This window comes from Komagataeibacter diospyri, assembly GCF_006538165.1.
GTDB lineage: Bacteria > Pseudomonadota > Alphaproteobacteria > Acetobacterales > Acetobacteraceae > Komagataeibacter > Komagataeibacter diospyri.
In genome coordinates this window covers 58,288-72,939 of sequence record NZ_BDLU01000013.1, presented here as the reverse complement: position 1 = coordinate 72,939, position 14,652 = coordinate 58,288, and the positions used below count along the sequence as shown (strand labels likewise).

The 14,652-nt window shown below is 59.6% G+C and carries 17 protein-coding genes; 8 read left to right on the top strand and 9 right to left on the bottom strand.

Annotated features, from left to right (window positions below):
* On the top strand, positions 1-875 hold an 875-nt coding region (locus tag MSKU9_RS02050), incomplete at its 5' end, for an FAD binding domain-containing protein (protein ID WP_227002318.1).
* A 106-nt stretch (positions 876-981) separates the two neighbouring features.
* Here the strand turns inward: MSKU9_RS02050 and MSKU9_RS17825 are convergent.
* On the bottom strand, positions 982-1,128 hold the full coding sequence (locus MSKU9_RS17825) for a hypothetical protein (protein ID WP_154670656.1): 147 nt from the start codon (positions 1,126-1,128) through the stop codon (positions 982-984).
* 448 nt (positions 1,129-1,576) lie between these two features.
* On the opposite strand from MSKU9_RS17825, the gene MSKU9_RS02045 reads away from it, so the two are divergent.
* Positions 1,577-1,951: a hypothetical protein gene (locus tag MSKU9_RS02045; RefSeq protein ID WP_193557611.1), complete on the top strand. Its 375-nt coding sequence runs from the start codon at positions 1,577-1,579 to the stop codon at positions 1,949-1,951.
* Positions 1,952-1,979: 28 nt separating this feature from the next.
* Here MSKU9_RS02045 and MSKU9_RS02040 read toward each other — a convergent pair whose 3' ends face one another.
* The 5 genes from MSKU9_RS02040 to MSKU9_RS02020 all read right to left on the bottom strand — a co-directional run bounded on the left by MSKU9_RS02040 (position 1,980) and on the right by MSKU9_RS02020 (position 6,427).
* On the bottom strand, positions 1,980-2,237 hold the full coding sequence (locus tag MSKU9_RS02040; protein ID WP_141259688.1) for a hypothetical protein: 258 nt from the start codon (positions 2,235-2,237) through the stop codon (positions 1,980-1,982).
* A complete protein-coding gene (locus tag MSKU9_RS02035) occupies positions 2,234-3,706 on the bottom strand; it encodes a PepSY-associated TM helix domain-containing protein (RefSeq protein WP_141259687.1) in 1,473 nt (490 codons plus the stop codon). The genes MSKU9_RS02040 and MSKU9_RS02035 overlap by 4 nt, the downstream gene beginning before the upstream one ends.
* On the bottom strand, positions 3,706-3,981 hold the full coding sequence (locus tag MSKU9_RS02030) for a hypothetical protein (RefSeq protein ID WP_141259686.1): 276 nt from the start codon (positions 3,979-3,981) through the stop codon (positions 3,706-3,708). Before MSKU9_RS02030 ends, MSKU9_RS02035 begins: the two co-directional genes overlap by 1 nt.
* 149 nt (positions 3,982-4,130) lie before the next feature.
* Positions 4,131-4,949, bottom strand: a complete 819-nt coding sequence (locus MSKU9_RS02025; protein ID WP_141259685.1) for a siderophore-interacting protein — start codon at positions 4,947-4,949, stop codon at positions 4,131-4,133.
* 881 nt (positions 4,950-5,830) lie between these two features.
* Positions 5,831-6,427, bottom strand: a complete 597-nt coding sequence (locus MSKU9_RS02020) for a thioredoxin domain-containing protein (protein WP_141259684.1) — start codon at positions 6,425-6,427, stop codon at positions 5,831-5,833.
* 241 nt (positions 6,428-6,668) lie between these two features.
* Between MSKU9_RS02020 and MSKU9_RS02015 the strand changes: the two genes are divergently transcribed.
* From MSKU9_RS02015 to MSKU9_RS01990, 6 genes are read left to right on the top strand one after another with little or no spacing between them, the layout of a single operon-like run.
* Positions 6,669-7,874, top strand: a complete 1,206-nt coding sequence (locus MSKU9_RS02015; RefSeq protein ID WP_227002317.1) for an amine dehydrogenase large subunit — start codon at positions 6,669-6,671, stop codon at positions 7,872-7,874.
* A 3-nt stretch (positions 7,875-7,877) separates the two neighbouring features.
* Complete coding sequence (locus MSKU9_RS02010; RefSeq protein ID WP_370685906.1) at positions 7,878-8,408, top strand: MauE/DoxX family redox-associated membrane protein; 531 nt, start codon at positions 7,878-7,880, stop codon at positions 8,406-8,408.
* A complete protein-coding gene (locus MSKU9_RS02005) occupies positions 8,405-9,007 on the top strand; it encodes a thioredoxin domain-containing protein (RefSeq protein WP_141259681.1) in 603 nt (200 codons plus the stop codon). The genes MSKU9_RS02010 and MSKU9_RS02005 overlap by 4 nt, the downstream gene beginning before the upstream one ends.
* Entirely contained in the window at positions 8,994-9,581 is a 588-nt protein-coding gene (gene mauA, locus MSKU9_RS02000; protein ID WP_141259680.1) for a methylamine dehydrogenase (amicyanin) small subunit, read from the top strand. Before MSKU9_RS02005 ends, mauA begins: the two co-directional genes overlap by 14 nt.
* On the top strand, positions 9,578-10,048 hold the full coding sequence (locus MSKU9_RS01995) for a c-type cytochrome (RefSeq protein WP_141259679.1): 471 nt from the start codon (positions 9,578-9,580) through the stop codon (positions 10,046-10,048). Before mauA ends, MSKU9_RS01995 begins: the two co-directional genes overlap by 4 nt.
* Positions 10,026-10,517 carry a c-type cytochrome gene (locus MSKU9_RS01990; RefSeq protein ID WP_141259678.1) on the top strand — a complete coding sequence of 164 codons (492 nt, stop codon included), beginning with the start codon at positions 10,026-10,028 and terminating at the stop codon, positions 10,515-10,517. Before MSKU9_RS01995 ends, MSKU9_RS01990 begins: the two co-directional genes overlap by 23 nt.
* Before the next feature lie 126 nt (positions 10,518-10,643).
* Here the strand turns inward: MSKU9_RS01990 and MSKU9_RS01985 are convergent, their stop codons facing one another.
* Genes MSKU9_RS01985 through MSKU9_RS01975 form a run of 3 tightly spaced genes read right to left on the bottom strand, consistent with a single transcriptional unit; the run spans position 10,644 to position 14,529 of the window.
* A complete protein-coding gene (locus MSKU9_RS01985) occupies positions 10,644-11,894 on the bottom strand; it encodes a c-type cytochrome (protein ID WP_141259677.1) in 1,251 nt (416 codons plus the stop codon).
* The gene (locus MSKU9_RS01980) at positions 11,891-14,062 is read right to left on the bottom strand and encodes a molybdopterin cofactor-binding domain-containing protein (RefSeq protein ID WP_141259676.1); all 2,172 of its coding nucleotides are present in this window, start codon (positions 14,060-14,062) and stop codon (positions 11,891-11,893) included. The genes MSKU9_RS01985 and MSKU9_RS01980 overlap by 4 nt, the downstream gene beginning before the upstream one ends.
* Complete coding sequence (locus MSKU9_RS01975) at positions 14,059-14,529, bottom strand: (2Fe-2S)-binding protein (RefSeq protein WP_141259675.1); 471 nt, start codon at positions 14,527-14,529, stop codon at positions 14,059-14,061. Before MSKU9_RS01975 ends, MSKU9_RS01980 begins: the two co-directional genes overlap by 4 nt.
* Positions 14,530-14,652: the final 123 nt, after the last annotated feature.

The following is a 14,652-nucleotide window of genomic DNA, read 5'->3' as shown; positions in this document are numbered from 1 at the left end:
ATCTTTATCAATGCTCATGCGGGGGCTCCTCTTCGAGCAGATTATCACTGCACCGCACAAAATTCAGGATAGTCCCTACGGCCGCCCATCCGCTAGTGCGCAGCGGCTATCCCGTACTGACCTCGGCCCTCCTTGCCGGAGCCAGCGCACGTATCCGGCATGTTGCCACCAATGGCGGTAACATCAATCAGCGTACGCGGTGCCACTATTTTTATGACACGAACGCCGCATGCAACAAGCGCGCGCCCGGGACGGGATGTGCCGCACGGGGCGCGCGCAACCGGGTCCATGCCATACTGGGCACCAGCCCCGACTGCATTGCCGCCTTCCCATCCGATATGTGCGTGGTACTGGCCATGCTGGATGCCACGATCAACCTGTATGGACCGCAGGGCGCGCGGCAGGTCCATGCACGCGATTATCATCGCCTGCCGGGCAGCACTCCGTGGCTTGAAACCGTCCTGCGCCCCGGTGAACTGGTCCTGTCAATTGATCTGCCGCCGGTTTCATTCGGTCGTCATTATACCTATCTCAAGATACGTGACCTGAATTTCCTGGCGCTTGCCGTCGTCTCGGTTGCTGTAGGGCTGCAAATGGACGGGGATGTCATCCGGCATGGTCGGGTGGCATTGGGTGGTGTGGCCAGCAGGCCATGGTACGTACCGGAAATCGAAGACATGTTGCGCGGCAGACGCCCCTCACACATCCTGTTCCGTGACGTGGCGGAACGGTTGGTGCAGGGGGCTATGGTTGACCGTGACAGCACGGCCAAGAGAACCCTGGCCCCCAGGGTAATCCAGCATGCCCTGTGGCAGGCGGCAATCGCATTGCCCCAACCAGATGGCAACCTGCCTGTCTGGTCATGTGCTGACTGAATGGTCAGAAAAAAATCCCGCTCCGGACGCATCAGCGCCTTGTCGCCTGCGAGGAATACGGACCATTCCGTTCTGCACGCCAGAAATCATCGGGGAATATGGTCGGTCAGGCATGAATGATGTGGGGCTGGTTGACCGTCATAACCGCATTGGCTGCCATATAACGCATCACAATGCTGTCGGCCCCGGTTATGCCGTTATCACCGACATGAATTTCCGGTAGTCCCAACGTAAAGACCAGATTCCGCTCCATGCGCCAATCCGCGCGCCATCAGCAGCGTGAACTACCATGCCATCAGGCATCATACCATAGCGCAGGGGCACGGAATGGGCCTGCATTATCGTCATGGAACATCCATGCCATGATCTGCCGGGCGACAGCAGCCGGTTCCGGATCAGCAGGCATATACGTCTTACCTGCCAGCATTTTTCTTTTTTCATGGCGCCGTCCCTGCGTTCCCATTAATTATATTTATGTAATTTCGTACTCATTTTTGGTAACGCGCCAGTTTTTTCAGAATGTATGTAGATTCCATGCCGAATTGATCCTGTCATCATTACTGAAGTATGCATCGTCCTCTGGTCATGCAGGACTTTCATGCCTGTTTCCCGGAATAAATAAGATATTGATACAGTAGTGTGACAATCCGCCATTGTTTTGTCGTGACGTGATATCAGGTTAAGGGAAAAGGAGTAGGGTAATGAGATATATGAAATCCCTGACGATGGCTCTGACTGTCGTGGCGCTGGCCGCTGCACCGGTTCTGCCGCCATCCACAGCGCATGCGCAACATGGTCCGGGTGGTGGCCATGGCGGTCCGGGCGGCGGCGGCCCCGGTGGTGGTCATGGCGGGCCGGGATTTGGCGGCCGTGGCGGTCCGGGGGGCGGTCCCCGTGGCGGCGGCTGGGATCGCGGTCCACGTGGCGGTGGTGGCTGGGGCGGTGGCCCGGGATGGTACGGTGGCCCGCCGCCGTACGTGTATGATGGCTATGGTTATCCCGTTTATGGCTATCCCGGTTATTACGGCTATCCATACGGTGGGTTCGTGGGTGGATGGGGATGGGGTGGCTGGTAAGCCTCCCTTTCCGCCAGCCCGTCCCCGCTCAGCGACGGCGTGACGCCAGACACAGGGCCACACACAACCCTGCGATGGACAGGCTGGCGAACCATATGAGTACGCCCGTCACCCCATCCAGCCAGGCTGACAGTGCCCATGCGACGCCAGGGGCCACAATCCGGCCAGTGACCGCGATGTGTCGTGCATGCGGGCCAAGGGGGCTGACCCCATAACGGAGAGGATGCAGCCTTACATGACATGAAAATGCCATGAGCCAGAGCAGGAAGGCGGCAGGAAAGGTCATTTTCCGTCGCTTTCCAGCCTGTGGCGGACATATAGGGCAACAGCCGCCGCAAGCATTCCAATGCCGTCTATCGCGGCATGGATGGCAGGCAGGCCATAGACCGCCCTGGGGCAGGTCAGGATATCAAGCAGGGGCAGGCCGCCCCCCAGTAACGCGATCAGGCATAACTGTGTCTTCCATGCCCCATTCATGCGCAAGCCCGATGATTGCAGGCCAGCATGTCCGGTGCACAGGATCCATGCGCCCAGAAAACAGCCAATTTCCAGACGGTCCCGTCCCGCCATGCTGGCGGGTAGCAGATGATTGCACCACAGGAATGCCAGTATGCTGATGGGCAAGCCGGTCAGTGTGGAGACAGTCAGACTTTCCCCCACACGAAATCCGATCCGGTGTCCTGACCTGCTGCGACGTTTCATCAGGAACAGGACAAGTCCGCTGGCGATGGTGGCCGTGCCGCACAAACCCGATACGAAATACAGCCAGCGCAGATCCAGGGGGGCAAAACGGGCATAATGCAGACCATGCATGACCTGCATGGTGTGAGCGACGGAGCCCGATGTTGTCGTAATACCCACCAGGCGACCATCCGGCAGGCTGAAATCGGCATGGTCACGGGTCAGGAAGGGGCCGGATGCATCACTGGCGTATATGCTCAGATGATCGGGAGAAAAAAGGATAAAGCCCGCATCACGCCCCTGCAGGTCGCGCCGTGCTGTCGCAAGAAGCGGAGCGAGCGGCGGCAAGGGTTGTGGCATGACCGTCGCGGCCTTCATGCCGGATGTAGGGGGCGTTCGCACCTTTTCAGGAGTAAACAGGCTTGTCAGCGGTGTGGCGGGCAGGATCAGGCCCGCATTGACCAGCACGCCAGTGTAGATGATCATGATCGTGAAGGGCAGCACCAGCACACCAACCAGCAGGTGGGCATCCAGCCACCCACGCAGGCGGGCGGCAGACAGGCGCACCCTTACGATATCAGGAACAAGTGCACGGATATGAATCACAATCCCCGATATGATGGTGACAAGCAGGACAACACCAATAATATTGACGATACGGGTGCCTGTTATCCCTTCCAGCAGGGTGTAGTGGAAACTGAAAAAGAAGGTCCCTCCCATCGTGGCGCGGGCCGGAATGGACGTGCCAGTGCGAGGGTCGAACAGTGTGCCGACAAACTGCCGCCCATCATAATGCAGCACATCAAGGGTTGGCGACCGCACGGAGGGCAGGGTCAGGAAAACCGATGCCCCACGAACCTGCTGATCATGAATCAGGCTGGATGCGGCATTCAGGGCGGTATCGGTAAGGGGTGCATTGGCGGGGACCTGATTTTCCGGCTGCATCCATCGCGTGATTTCCGTGTCGAACACCGACAGGCTGCCCGTCATGAAAATGCACACGGCAAGCAGACCAGCCACAAACCCGGCCCAGCCATGTAACCACCCCATGCGAGTGCGCAGGGTTTCACGCATCAGGAAATCAGCAATCCGGCAAGGACCGCGACACATCCTGCCGCGCACACGCCCAACAGGCCCGCATATGCGCTGAAGCACAACACGATCAGTACCGGCAGGCAGGCTAGCGCCATGATCTGACCAAGCTGGATACCGACGGTACCGCCTGGTACATGCGCAATGTCCATCATTACGAAATAGGCGACGGGATATGAAATCAGGCTGGCAAGCAAGATCCCCGCCACCCGGTTACGTGCCAGACGTATGCGGTCTTCTGTCCTGTCTGTGCTCACGACGCCTCTCCCTGACGACCTATTCCATAAATGCGACGCATTTGCATCGTGTCTATGCCATGGAAAGGCCGCCCATGCGAAGGGATCTGAAACATTTTATTTTGTGGCTATCCCCGCATGGTCATGTGGGGGACAGACGGACCCGGGGATCAGTCTTCTACCCGTGCACCGCCATCCGCTGCCCCCAACCGCCAGTAACCGGCAGCACGGACCTGATCGCGCGGAAGACCTTTTTCGGTCAGCAGCAGATCCCGCAGATGGCGCGCAATGCCGATTTCCGCACCAATCCACGCATGGGTATCGGGCGAGGTCAGGGAAAAGGCCGCAAGGGCATCTGGCAACACCATGGAATGCCCCGCCGGAACGCCATTACGGTGCAGCCAGTGCACGGTAGCATGGGACGAAGTTTTCAGTGGACGTTCATCCCGTGCATCCGCGACTTCCACCATGACGGTGACATGTGCGGTGGACGGTAGTTCCGCAAGCCTGCGTGCAATGGCGGACAGTGCAGTTTCATCCCCCATCAGCAGGTAGGCCGCATAATCATCCGGAATGATGAATGACCCGCGTGGCCCGCCAATGCCCAGCCAGTGTCCCGGCTGGGCCTGCGCCGCCCATGTTGCGGCGGGACCATCACCATGCAGGACGAATTCAATCGTCAGTTCACCCGCATCAGGGTCAAAATGGCGTACGGTATAATCACGCATGATAACGGCCGGGTCCTGCTCCCGCGCTGGGTTGCGGCCATCTGGTCCCAGATGGGGCAGCACCGGCCTGTCATGACCCGGCAGGGGAAAAAACAGTTTTACATGGTCATCGGCAGCGGACGTAGTAAAACCTTCCAGTTCGTTCCCGCTGAAAATGATTCGCCTGATATGGGGGGAAGCCTGTTCCGTGCGGGCAATCTGCATCATGCGCAGTCGCAGGGGGTGACGGATACGTGTGGGAGGGCGGGATATAACCTGCATAGGAATGTTCCTGTTTTTTCAGACTGTTTTGCCGTGGATTCCGACAAGGCCGCACTTGTGGACCCGCACGCGGCCTGCGGCTTTCCCCGCCATGGCAATGTTGCCGGGTTTTCTACGCATGACCGATGCCATAACAGGCCTGACATGATTTATGGACGAGATTGAGGGCGTTCCCTCAGGCCGCCATACGGGCCCGGCCTGGCCTGGGGACAACAGGCAGGCCATGTTTTTCTGGCACCCACGCTGGATTGGCCCGCAGGTGTCATTACCTTGCCCACTGTCTGCCAGTCAGAACAGAATGGGCCATGCAGGCATCACGATGATGACCACTGTCAGCATCACATATTATCCTGCCCACAGCCATGGCATGCGCTGACTGGTGATGGGAAAAAGCTTGCCAGATTTATGATCTATAGACATATCTTAAGATATATATATCTTAAGATGTAACGCAATGCCTATTTTAAGAACCATTATCACAGGTGGATAAAAATCATGGATCTGGCCAGATGGCTGGTCGATAGCCTGTTTAAAAAATAATAAAAATCTTTGGGTGTTTTTTAAGAAACGTTTTCTGAATTTTACAAAAAACTTACAGAAGAGATCTCTATGACTGACAGGATGTTGTATGGCCCGGCTGTTCCAAACTGTCCCTTACATATCCACTGTCTGGCCTGACGTATTCTGCCTGTTAGTCTGAACTGACCATCTCTGGCAAGGCATGGCACAGTTGTACGGACAACTTCCCTACATGGCGCGCCATATCCGGGAGGACATCCTGTACATCAAAACGGGCGCCATGAAACCATGATGCCCGTTAATATGGCATTACATATCATCGTACAGCGAGACGACCGCATTTCAGGGCTGGCCGCCGCAATTTATGCAGGCTGCGCCTTACGGGCCGCCAGATAATCCTGCGTCGTGCGGAAACCGGTTTCCTGTGCGTTGAGCAGGCTTTCAAGATGCTCACGATTATTGACCAGACCACGGGCAAGAATATGTCCCTGCCCATCCAGCAGGAAAGCGGAAGGCAGCTTGTCCACTTCAAGGATGCGGCCAAGGTCAGGGTCGTTTATGAAACTTGCCGGGTCGATATGCTGGCTGCTGACGAAGGCCTGCTGCATCTGCGGGGTATCGTCGCCCGCAAAGACCAGATCCAGTTTTTCACGTTGGCAGAACATGCGGGCGATCGGAATCATCTTGCGCGAAATGGGACAGGTCGATGCAACGAACATGACCAGACGGCCAGCAGACGCCCCCTGTGTCAGTACGACATCGTGGCCAGGGATCAGGGTATGAAAGGCCTGATCCGGGCAACGGTCGCCCGGCTGGGGGCCGGCCGCGCCGATCAGCGCGCCGACCGGCGGGATTTCACGAAACATCTGCCGGACCTGCCGCAGCAGCTGCCACAACGTCCACGCCGCCATCAACAGGACCAGCGTGCATATGGAAGATGAAACCACAAGTATTTCCATTGATCGGCCTGCCACGCTGTACGGAAAATAGAAGACGGCTTCCGCACACATCCATGCGTGGGAAGAATTGATCTTACCGCCATCAGTCCGGCCGGTTCCAGATGGCAATCCGGCATTTTGCGCTTTTTCAGAATAAACGTGACATATCCGTTACATATGTGCATCTAAGCCATAACGTTTCTTGATCGTTCTATAATGCTGGTATAACCCTTGAATGATTCCTGGATGGGATAACGATTTCATGACTCCAAGTTACAGCGGCACATGCCGTAACCTGTTTGGCCTTTTCCTGTGTGGACTGGTTGCGTCAACCGCCCTTTCCCCGACCGGTGCGGTCGGGGCCGAACCCGTTCTGCAGACGGAACAGAGCGATACCATTACCCTTCCCTCCCCCGGTCCCCACACGATCCTGGTCGAGGACGCCGTGTACGACCACAACAAGGACGGACGGGTCTATATTGTTGATGCGGACCACGGCCGGCGGCTGGGTATGGTACAGGCCGCCTACAACGCCAATGTCGCGCAGTCCCCGGACGCACAGCATTTCTATGTTGCCGAAACGACATGGGCACATGGCAACCGTGGGCAGCGCGACGACCTGCTGGTCCAGTATGACCCGCATACGCTGGCTGTCCTGTCGGATGAAAAGCTGCCCGCGCGCGCACTGGTCACCCCAAAGAAAAATGACCTGGCCATCAATGCCGATGGCAGCCGGGCCTATGTCTATGTCATGAGTCCGACCAACGGCGTGGAAGTGATCGATACGCATGCCCATACGGTCGAACAGACGGTTGAAGTGCCCGGTTGCGCACTGGTGTATCCGTGGGGCAACAGCGGGTTTTCCTCGCTGTGCGCGGATGGCACACTGGCCAACGTATCCATCGGCACGGATGGCAAGGCGTCACTGACCCATTCAGCCCCCTTCTTCGTGCCGGACCGCGATGGCGTGCTGGAACACAGCCCCGGCACGCATGACGGGCATATGTGGTTCATTACCAACAGCGGCATGGTCTACCCCGTCAAGCTGGGCACGACGGACGAAATCGGCACGCCATGGTCCCTGCAGCAGGGTGCAGGCATGCCGGTCGCATCCGACGCACGCGCGGCCTTTGATGTAGCATGGCGGCCCGGTGGCTGGCAGCTTTCCGCCCTGCATGCCAGCAGTGGTGAACTGTATGTGCTCATGCACCGGGGAACATTCTGGACCCACAAGGAAGACGGCACGGAAGTATGGGTATTCGACACGAATACGCACAAGCGCGTGCGCCGCATTCCCTTGCCTGCCGCAAGCCCGATCGTGGGCGTGACGCAGGATGAACATCCCCTGATGTTCACATCAGATGAAGCGGGCGACCTCCATATTTTCGATGCCCGTAGCGGCAGGCTGCAGCGCACCATGAAACATCTTGGCACGGATCTGATCTTCACGGTCGCGCCGGGGGAATAAGGGATGGATATGCTAGTTTTGCAAGGGGCATGCGGCCTCTGTTGCGGACTGGTCGGGGGCATGTTCCTGCTTGCGGGTCTGCCCAAGCTTGCGGATCATGACAGCTTCCTTGGGGTAATCGCGTCCTACCGTCTCGTGCCACCGTCACTTGTCACGGTGGCGGCGTGGGGGATTGCACTGGCGGAAACGCTGGCGGCGGTCGCCCTGCTGTCCGGTATGGCGCCCCGTCCGGGTAGCCTGCTGTCGCTTGCGCTGATTGCCATGTTCGTACTGGCGATGGGCATAAATGTCGCCCGCGGCCGCACTGCCCTGTCATGCGGGTGCATGCCTGGCAGCGATGGCGAACACCTTTCATGGAAGCTGGTCGCCCGCACGGCGCTGTGTGCGCTGCCGGCGCTGGCACCCGTATGGATCGCCCTGCCGCAGGCCACAGTGCTGCGGGTGGAAAGCATCGTGGGCGGTGTCTGCCTGTTCATGATGTGGCGGGCGACCCGTGTGCTGGCCCCCACGAATGCGGAAGGACTGTCATCATGATGACACTTCTGGTGATCTGGCAGGTGGCCCTGGCAATTGTGGCACTCGGGCTGGCAGCGGGCCTGTTCGCACTGGCCCGCCAGATCGGTATCCTGCACGAACGTCTGGCACCCATCGGCCCGCAAGCCGCGCATCAGGGGCTGGATGTTGGCCAGAGCGTGCCCCGCCTGGTCATGCGCACGCTGGCGGGTGAACCGTTTGTCATTGGCGGCCCACTGGATGCGGGTCAGCGGATGATGGTCATATTCGTGGCACCCGACTGCCCCGTATGCAAACGCGTCGTGCCGCTGGCGCGCGCGATTGCGGGTGAGCAGGGACTGGATCTGGTGCTGGTGGGGGATGGCGCGGAACCCGAACTGAAGGAAATGGCCGCCCGTCCCGACATGGCGGGGCTTACGCTGGTTACTGGCGTGGAACTGTCACTGGTGCTGCAGGTCAACCGGTTGCCTACACTGGTCATAATCGATGACCATGCGACCATATTGGCCAAGGATATTGTCAATACGCGCCGGCAGATTGAAGCTGCCGTCCAGTCTTCTGAAGCCGGAGCCAAGAATGCCGGTAACGTCACAAAGGAAATTGCCCATGCTGCCGTCTGACAGGGCTGATAACGAACGCAACGGGTCCATAATGGACCGCCTGACGGAAAATCTTGTGCGCAGGCTGGCCGGACAGTCCTCGCGCCGCGGTGTGCTGGCCCGCCTGGGGGCCGCCATGGCGGCTGTCCCGGCATTTCCCCTGCTGCCGGTTACCCGTGCATCCGCCGCCGCTGCGGCGCCCGCAGGCAAGACGGTCAAGGCCCCTAGCCCTTTCGCCGCCCATGCACAGGCCAAGGATGACATGGCATGTGATTACTGGCGCTACTGCGCCATTGATGGTTATCTGTGCACGTCCTGCGGCGGGGGCATTCACAGCTGTCCGCCCGGCACGGCCCCTTCGCCAACTTCATGGATCGGCAGTTGCTTCAACCCGCAGGATGGACGTTCCTACCTGATCGCCTATCGCGACTGCTGTGGCCAGGATGCGTGTGATGAAGTCAACTGCCTGAACACGGATGGTGACCAGCCGTCCTACCGGCCCATGGCCAACAACGACATTATCTGGTGTTTCGGGACGGGAACATCGGAAATGTACAACTGCTCAACCGCCGCAATTATCGGAAGCACGACATGATCAAGAAAACCCTCTCCCTCCTTGCTGTTGCCTGCGGTCTCGTCGCGGGCATCCATGGCGCGCATGCGGCGGAAGACGGACAGCAGCTTTACGGGGCCAATTGCGGCCTGTGCCATCAGGCGGGCGCCACTGGTGTCCCGGGGCAGTTCCCGCCGCTGAAGGGGCGTCTGGACGTGATCGCGGCCTCCCCCGAAGGCAAGACCTATCTTTCGCACCTCGTGCTGAACGGCATGACGGGCAGCATCCAGGCGGGGGGCGCTACCTATATGGGGTACATGCCGTCGTTCCGCGCCATGACAGATGAGCAGCTGGCTGCCATTCTGACCTATGTTTCCCACCTTGGGGGCAATGCTTCGGCACCATCCTTCAGTGCTGATGAAATCCACGCAGCCCGTGATGCCACCATGCCGCCGACCGCCGTGCTTCAGGAACGCAATGCGCTTAATGACAAGAAAAAACTGCCTTGAGAAAGGCTTTGGCGCGGTCTTCATGGCCGCGTCACTGTTTCTGTCAGGAGGCGCGCCGGCACGGGCAAACCCTGCGCCTGTCCCAACACTTGACCGGACCCAGACCGCCTACCTGACCCATTGCGGGGGGTGTCATGGTATCGAAGGCATCTCCGGCCCAACCTTTGTGCCCATGCTACGTGACGCCGTCGGCACCTTTGCATGCAGCGAAGAAGGGCGCAAATACCTGGTACAGGTGCCCGGGGTTTCCATGTCGCTGATACGCGATGACCAGGAACTGGCCGATGTCATGAACTTCGTCCTGTTCCAGCTGGGTGGCAAAAGCACGCCGTCTTCGACAAAACCCTATACCACCGCCGAAATTCATGAATGGCGGCAGTCGCCCATGTCCGTCACGGATTTCATGGAACGACGCGCCCATATCCTGCAAAATGCAGTTGCAGCCTGTCAGGCCCGTAAACCGACGTGATTTTTCCCATCACGCAAGGCAGGCCCTGACATAAAAAAGGATACGGTCCATCCGGATGGCCGTATCCTTTTTTGTTTCAGCTGCTGCCCCGGCCTGCAGGCCGGGGCAGCATGGGAACATGCTACCCTATTCCGGTGTAGATCCGGCCTTTGCCTTCGCCACGTCTACCGCAGTCACCTTTGTGGAAGACCGCGCGAAATGATGCATGACGAAATTGGCGATATCTGCCACATCCTGATCGGAATATCCCCCATGGAACGCGGGCATGCTGGCGGTGCCGGTCGCCGTCTGCAATACGCTGCCATGCGTCAGGACCTGGAGCAGGTTCTGCCCGTTCGCAGCCCCCAGCGTCGTGCGCGCCCCGGCAATGGAGGCCACCGGGTTCTGTCGCCCACTACCATCAGGCAGGTGACACCCGACGCATGCCCCTGCGTACAGCATGGCACCATGGCTGTCTGCCGGGTCGTGGGCGGCAGTCGGCTGGTCGACAACCAGCGGTGCGCCATCGGTCGATGACCGTGCGGGGATACCACGCAGGTATTCAACCATGGCATCGATATCCTGACGGGTCAGGTAACGCAGGCTATGACTGACAACATCCCCCATGTCACCCGATGCACTGCCGTGGCCATCCGCATGCCCGGTGGACAGATAGGTAGCCAGATCATCCGCGCTCCATGCGCCAATCCCGTCGGTTTTTGATGACGTGATGTTATATGCCCGCCATCCCCCCACATCGGCCCCGGCATAGGCATTGGAGGCGGATACACCCATGGTGATCGTGCGTGGCGAATGGCATTCCGCGCAGTGTCCCGGCCCTTCCACCAGATACCGGCCGCGGTTCCACGACGGGGTATGGCCGGGGTCATCAGGATGGGAAGATGTCGGCCCATTGACCAGATTCCAGAAAATCATGGCCGCACGGATCGAAAACGGGAATTTCAGGGTGTTTGCCGGCGGGCGCGCGGAACTGGTTGGCAGTGTCGCCAGATAGGCTCGGATCGCCTTGACCTCGTCCGGTGTCATATAAGCGTAATCACGGTACGGCATGGCGGGGTACAGATGCTTCCACCCTGGTGAAACCCCGTCACGGACCGCCTTGACAAACTGGTCATCCGTCCATGTGCCGATCCCGGCCTGACGATCCGCTGTGATGTTGGGGGAATAGATTACCCCCATGCCGGGAATGGCAAACGCGCGCCCCCCCGCGAATGGCGCGCCACCGGGGCGGGTATGACAGACTTCGCAGTCGGCAGCACGGGTCAGGTACTGTCCATCAGATGCGCCAGCAGCATGTGCCGGATGGATACCCGTGCTGGCCAGCAGCGTGAACAGCATGCCGGTAATACGGCCAAGGCCACGTTCAGTCATGGTCATCCCTGCTGCTCCTTCTCATGGCCAGAAGGCTGGTTAAGGGCGGAAAGTAGCGGCAGGATACGGTAACGTCGTTTCTGCACCGCCGCCATGGCATTGGCCAGCGCGGGGGCGGCGGCGGCTGTGCCTGTCTCCCCTATCCCACCGGGGGATTCCGTGCTTTCGATCAGATGGACATCAATCCGCTTCGGGGCTTCGTTCATGCGCATGACGCGCCATGTGTGGAAATTGTCCTGCTGCACACGCCCTTTTTCCAAGGTAATCTCGTTATACAATGCGGCACTGAAGCCAAAGATCAGGCCGCCTTCGATCTGTGCAATAATCTGGTCGGGATTGATGACCTGCCCGCAATCCACGGCACAGGTCACACGCCGGATGCGGACATCGTGCAGGGCGGGCATTTCCACCTCCACAACCGTGGCCAGATACGACCCGAAGGCAAACTGCAACGCAACCCCGCGCCCGCAATTCGGCGGTAGCGGCGTGCCCCAGCCGGATTCACGGGCGGCACGCTCCAGCACCGCAAGGGCGCGCGGGTTATTGCGCACCATTTCGCGGCGATAGGCCACGGGGTCGATGTCCGCGCGCCGCGCCAGTTCATCAATGAACCCTTCAACCACGAACAGCCCACGCGTACCGCCCACCCCGCGCCACCATGCGGTAATCACGCCGGGAGGTTCACGACGGGCGAATTCAAGGCGATAGGCAGGATAGGTGTAGGGCGTGATGACGGTGCCAACCGACAGGTCATCATCATACCCGTTCGCACTCAGGCCCGAAGGCTCCCACCGCGCCACCACGGCGGGGCCGACAATGCGATGCGTCAGGCCGGTAATATAGCCACGTTCGTCCAGCCCGGCTTCCAGATGATCCAGATAGGCGGGGCGGAAACGGTCGCGGGTAATGTCTTCCTCCCGGCTCCAGATGATCTTGAGCGGATAGGAAACCTGACGCCCGAAACGGGCGGCCTGTGTCACATATTCATGTTCCAGCCTGCGCCCGAAACCGCCGCCGATATACTGGCTGTGCAGCTTGATTTTATCTTTGGGCAGGCCGGTGACTTCTGCCGTGGTGTCACGCGCGCGTTCAGCCACCTGGGTGCCGGTCCATATGTCACAGCCATCGGGGCGGACGTGGATGGTGCAGTTTATCGGCTCCATCGTGGCATGGGCCAGCAGGGGCTGGCGATAGATCGCGCTGTACCGCCCATGCGCATGGGTTATGGCCTGCCGTGCATCACCGTGATGGTCCGCGAGGATGGCTGGGCCGGACAGGCCACCTTCCAGCTGGCGATAGATCGCCTGCGTATCGACTGCGGCATTTGGTCCTTCGACCCATTGTACATCCAGCGCCGCCAGCCCCTTGCGCGCAGCCCAGTAATGATCGGCCACGACGCAGACCGCATCATCAATCTGCAATACGGCGACGACACCGCGTATCTTCAGCGCTGCCTGTGTATCCACATGACCGACATGCCCCCCGATCACGGGACAGGCGGCAACCGCGCCGACTTTCTGGCCAGGCACCTGCACATCGATCCCGAACGTGGCCTGTCCATCCACCTTCACCTGACTGTCCAGCCGGTGCATCGGACGGCCGATCAGGCGGAACTGGGCTGGTGTTTTCAGGGCAACGTTTTTTGGCACCGGAAGCTTCGCGGCATCTGCCGCAAGTTCACCATAGGACAGGCGCTGCCCGGCGGGGCCGGTTATATAGCCATCCAGCGCCACACATGCATCCGGGGCACAGGACCAGCGTGCGGCGGCGGCCTGCTGCAACATGGTACGCGCCGTTGCCCCCGCCTGCCGCAGTGGCATCCATTCGGTCATGGAGGAGGTGGACCCGCCGGTGATTTCTGCGCCGCCACCCGGCGGCGCCGCCTCGATCCGGACCGACTGGGGATCGATACCCAGTTCCTCGGCCATCAGCATGACAGAGGATGTATAGATCCCCTGCCCCATCTCGATATTGGGCAGGATCATCGTAATGACATTGTCACTACCGATACGGATATAGGCATTGGGGGCGAAACTGGCGGTCGCATCTTCCACCAGCATACCAGCACCACGGCTGCGCCCGGCCGGCAGGATGGCCGCCAGCACGAAGGCCCCTGCCCCACCCAGAACATGCCTGCGCCGGATCGCCGGGGGAAAAACGCGTTTCGGCGTCATGGGTTCACCCCCTGAGCTGCGGCAACATTACGGATTGCGGCACGGATACGCATATAGGTTCCGCACCGGCACAGGTTGCCCGACATGTCTGCCTCGATCTGTTCATCGGTGGGGTTGGGGATTTTTTTCAGCAAGGCAATCGCAGCCATGATCTGCCCGGGCTGACAGTAGCCGCACTGCACCACGTCAATATCCAGCCAGGCCTTGCGCACGGCGGCGGCAACGGGATCCGCCTGCAGCCCCTCGATTGTGGTGATGACCTTCTGCGATCCGATCAGTCCGACCGGCAGGGAACATGACCGTACGGGACTGCCATCAACATGCACGGTGCATACGCCGCATTCCGCGATACCGCAGCCGTATTTGGTCCCGGTCATGCCCAGCACGTCACGCAGCACCCATAGCAAAGGAGTATCGGGATCGACATCCACCTCAACGCTTTTGCCATTAATCTGCAATGTCAGCATGATATTCCTGTTCTGACTGGATATGGCCTGCCTGCCGCGGCCCATTCATTTCGCGTTTAATTGTATCGCGGTTCTGTAACGAGTTCAATCGGCAGGTATATTCCCAATGGAATACAGTCACCG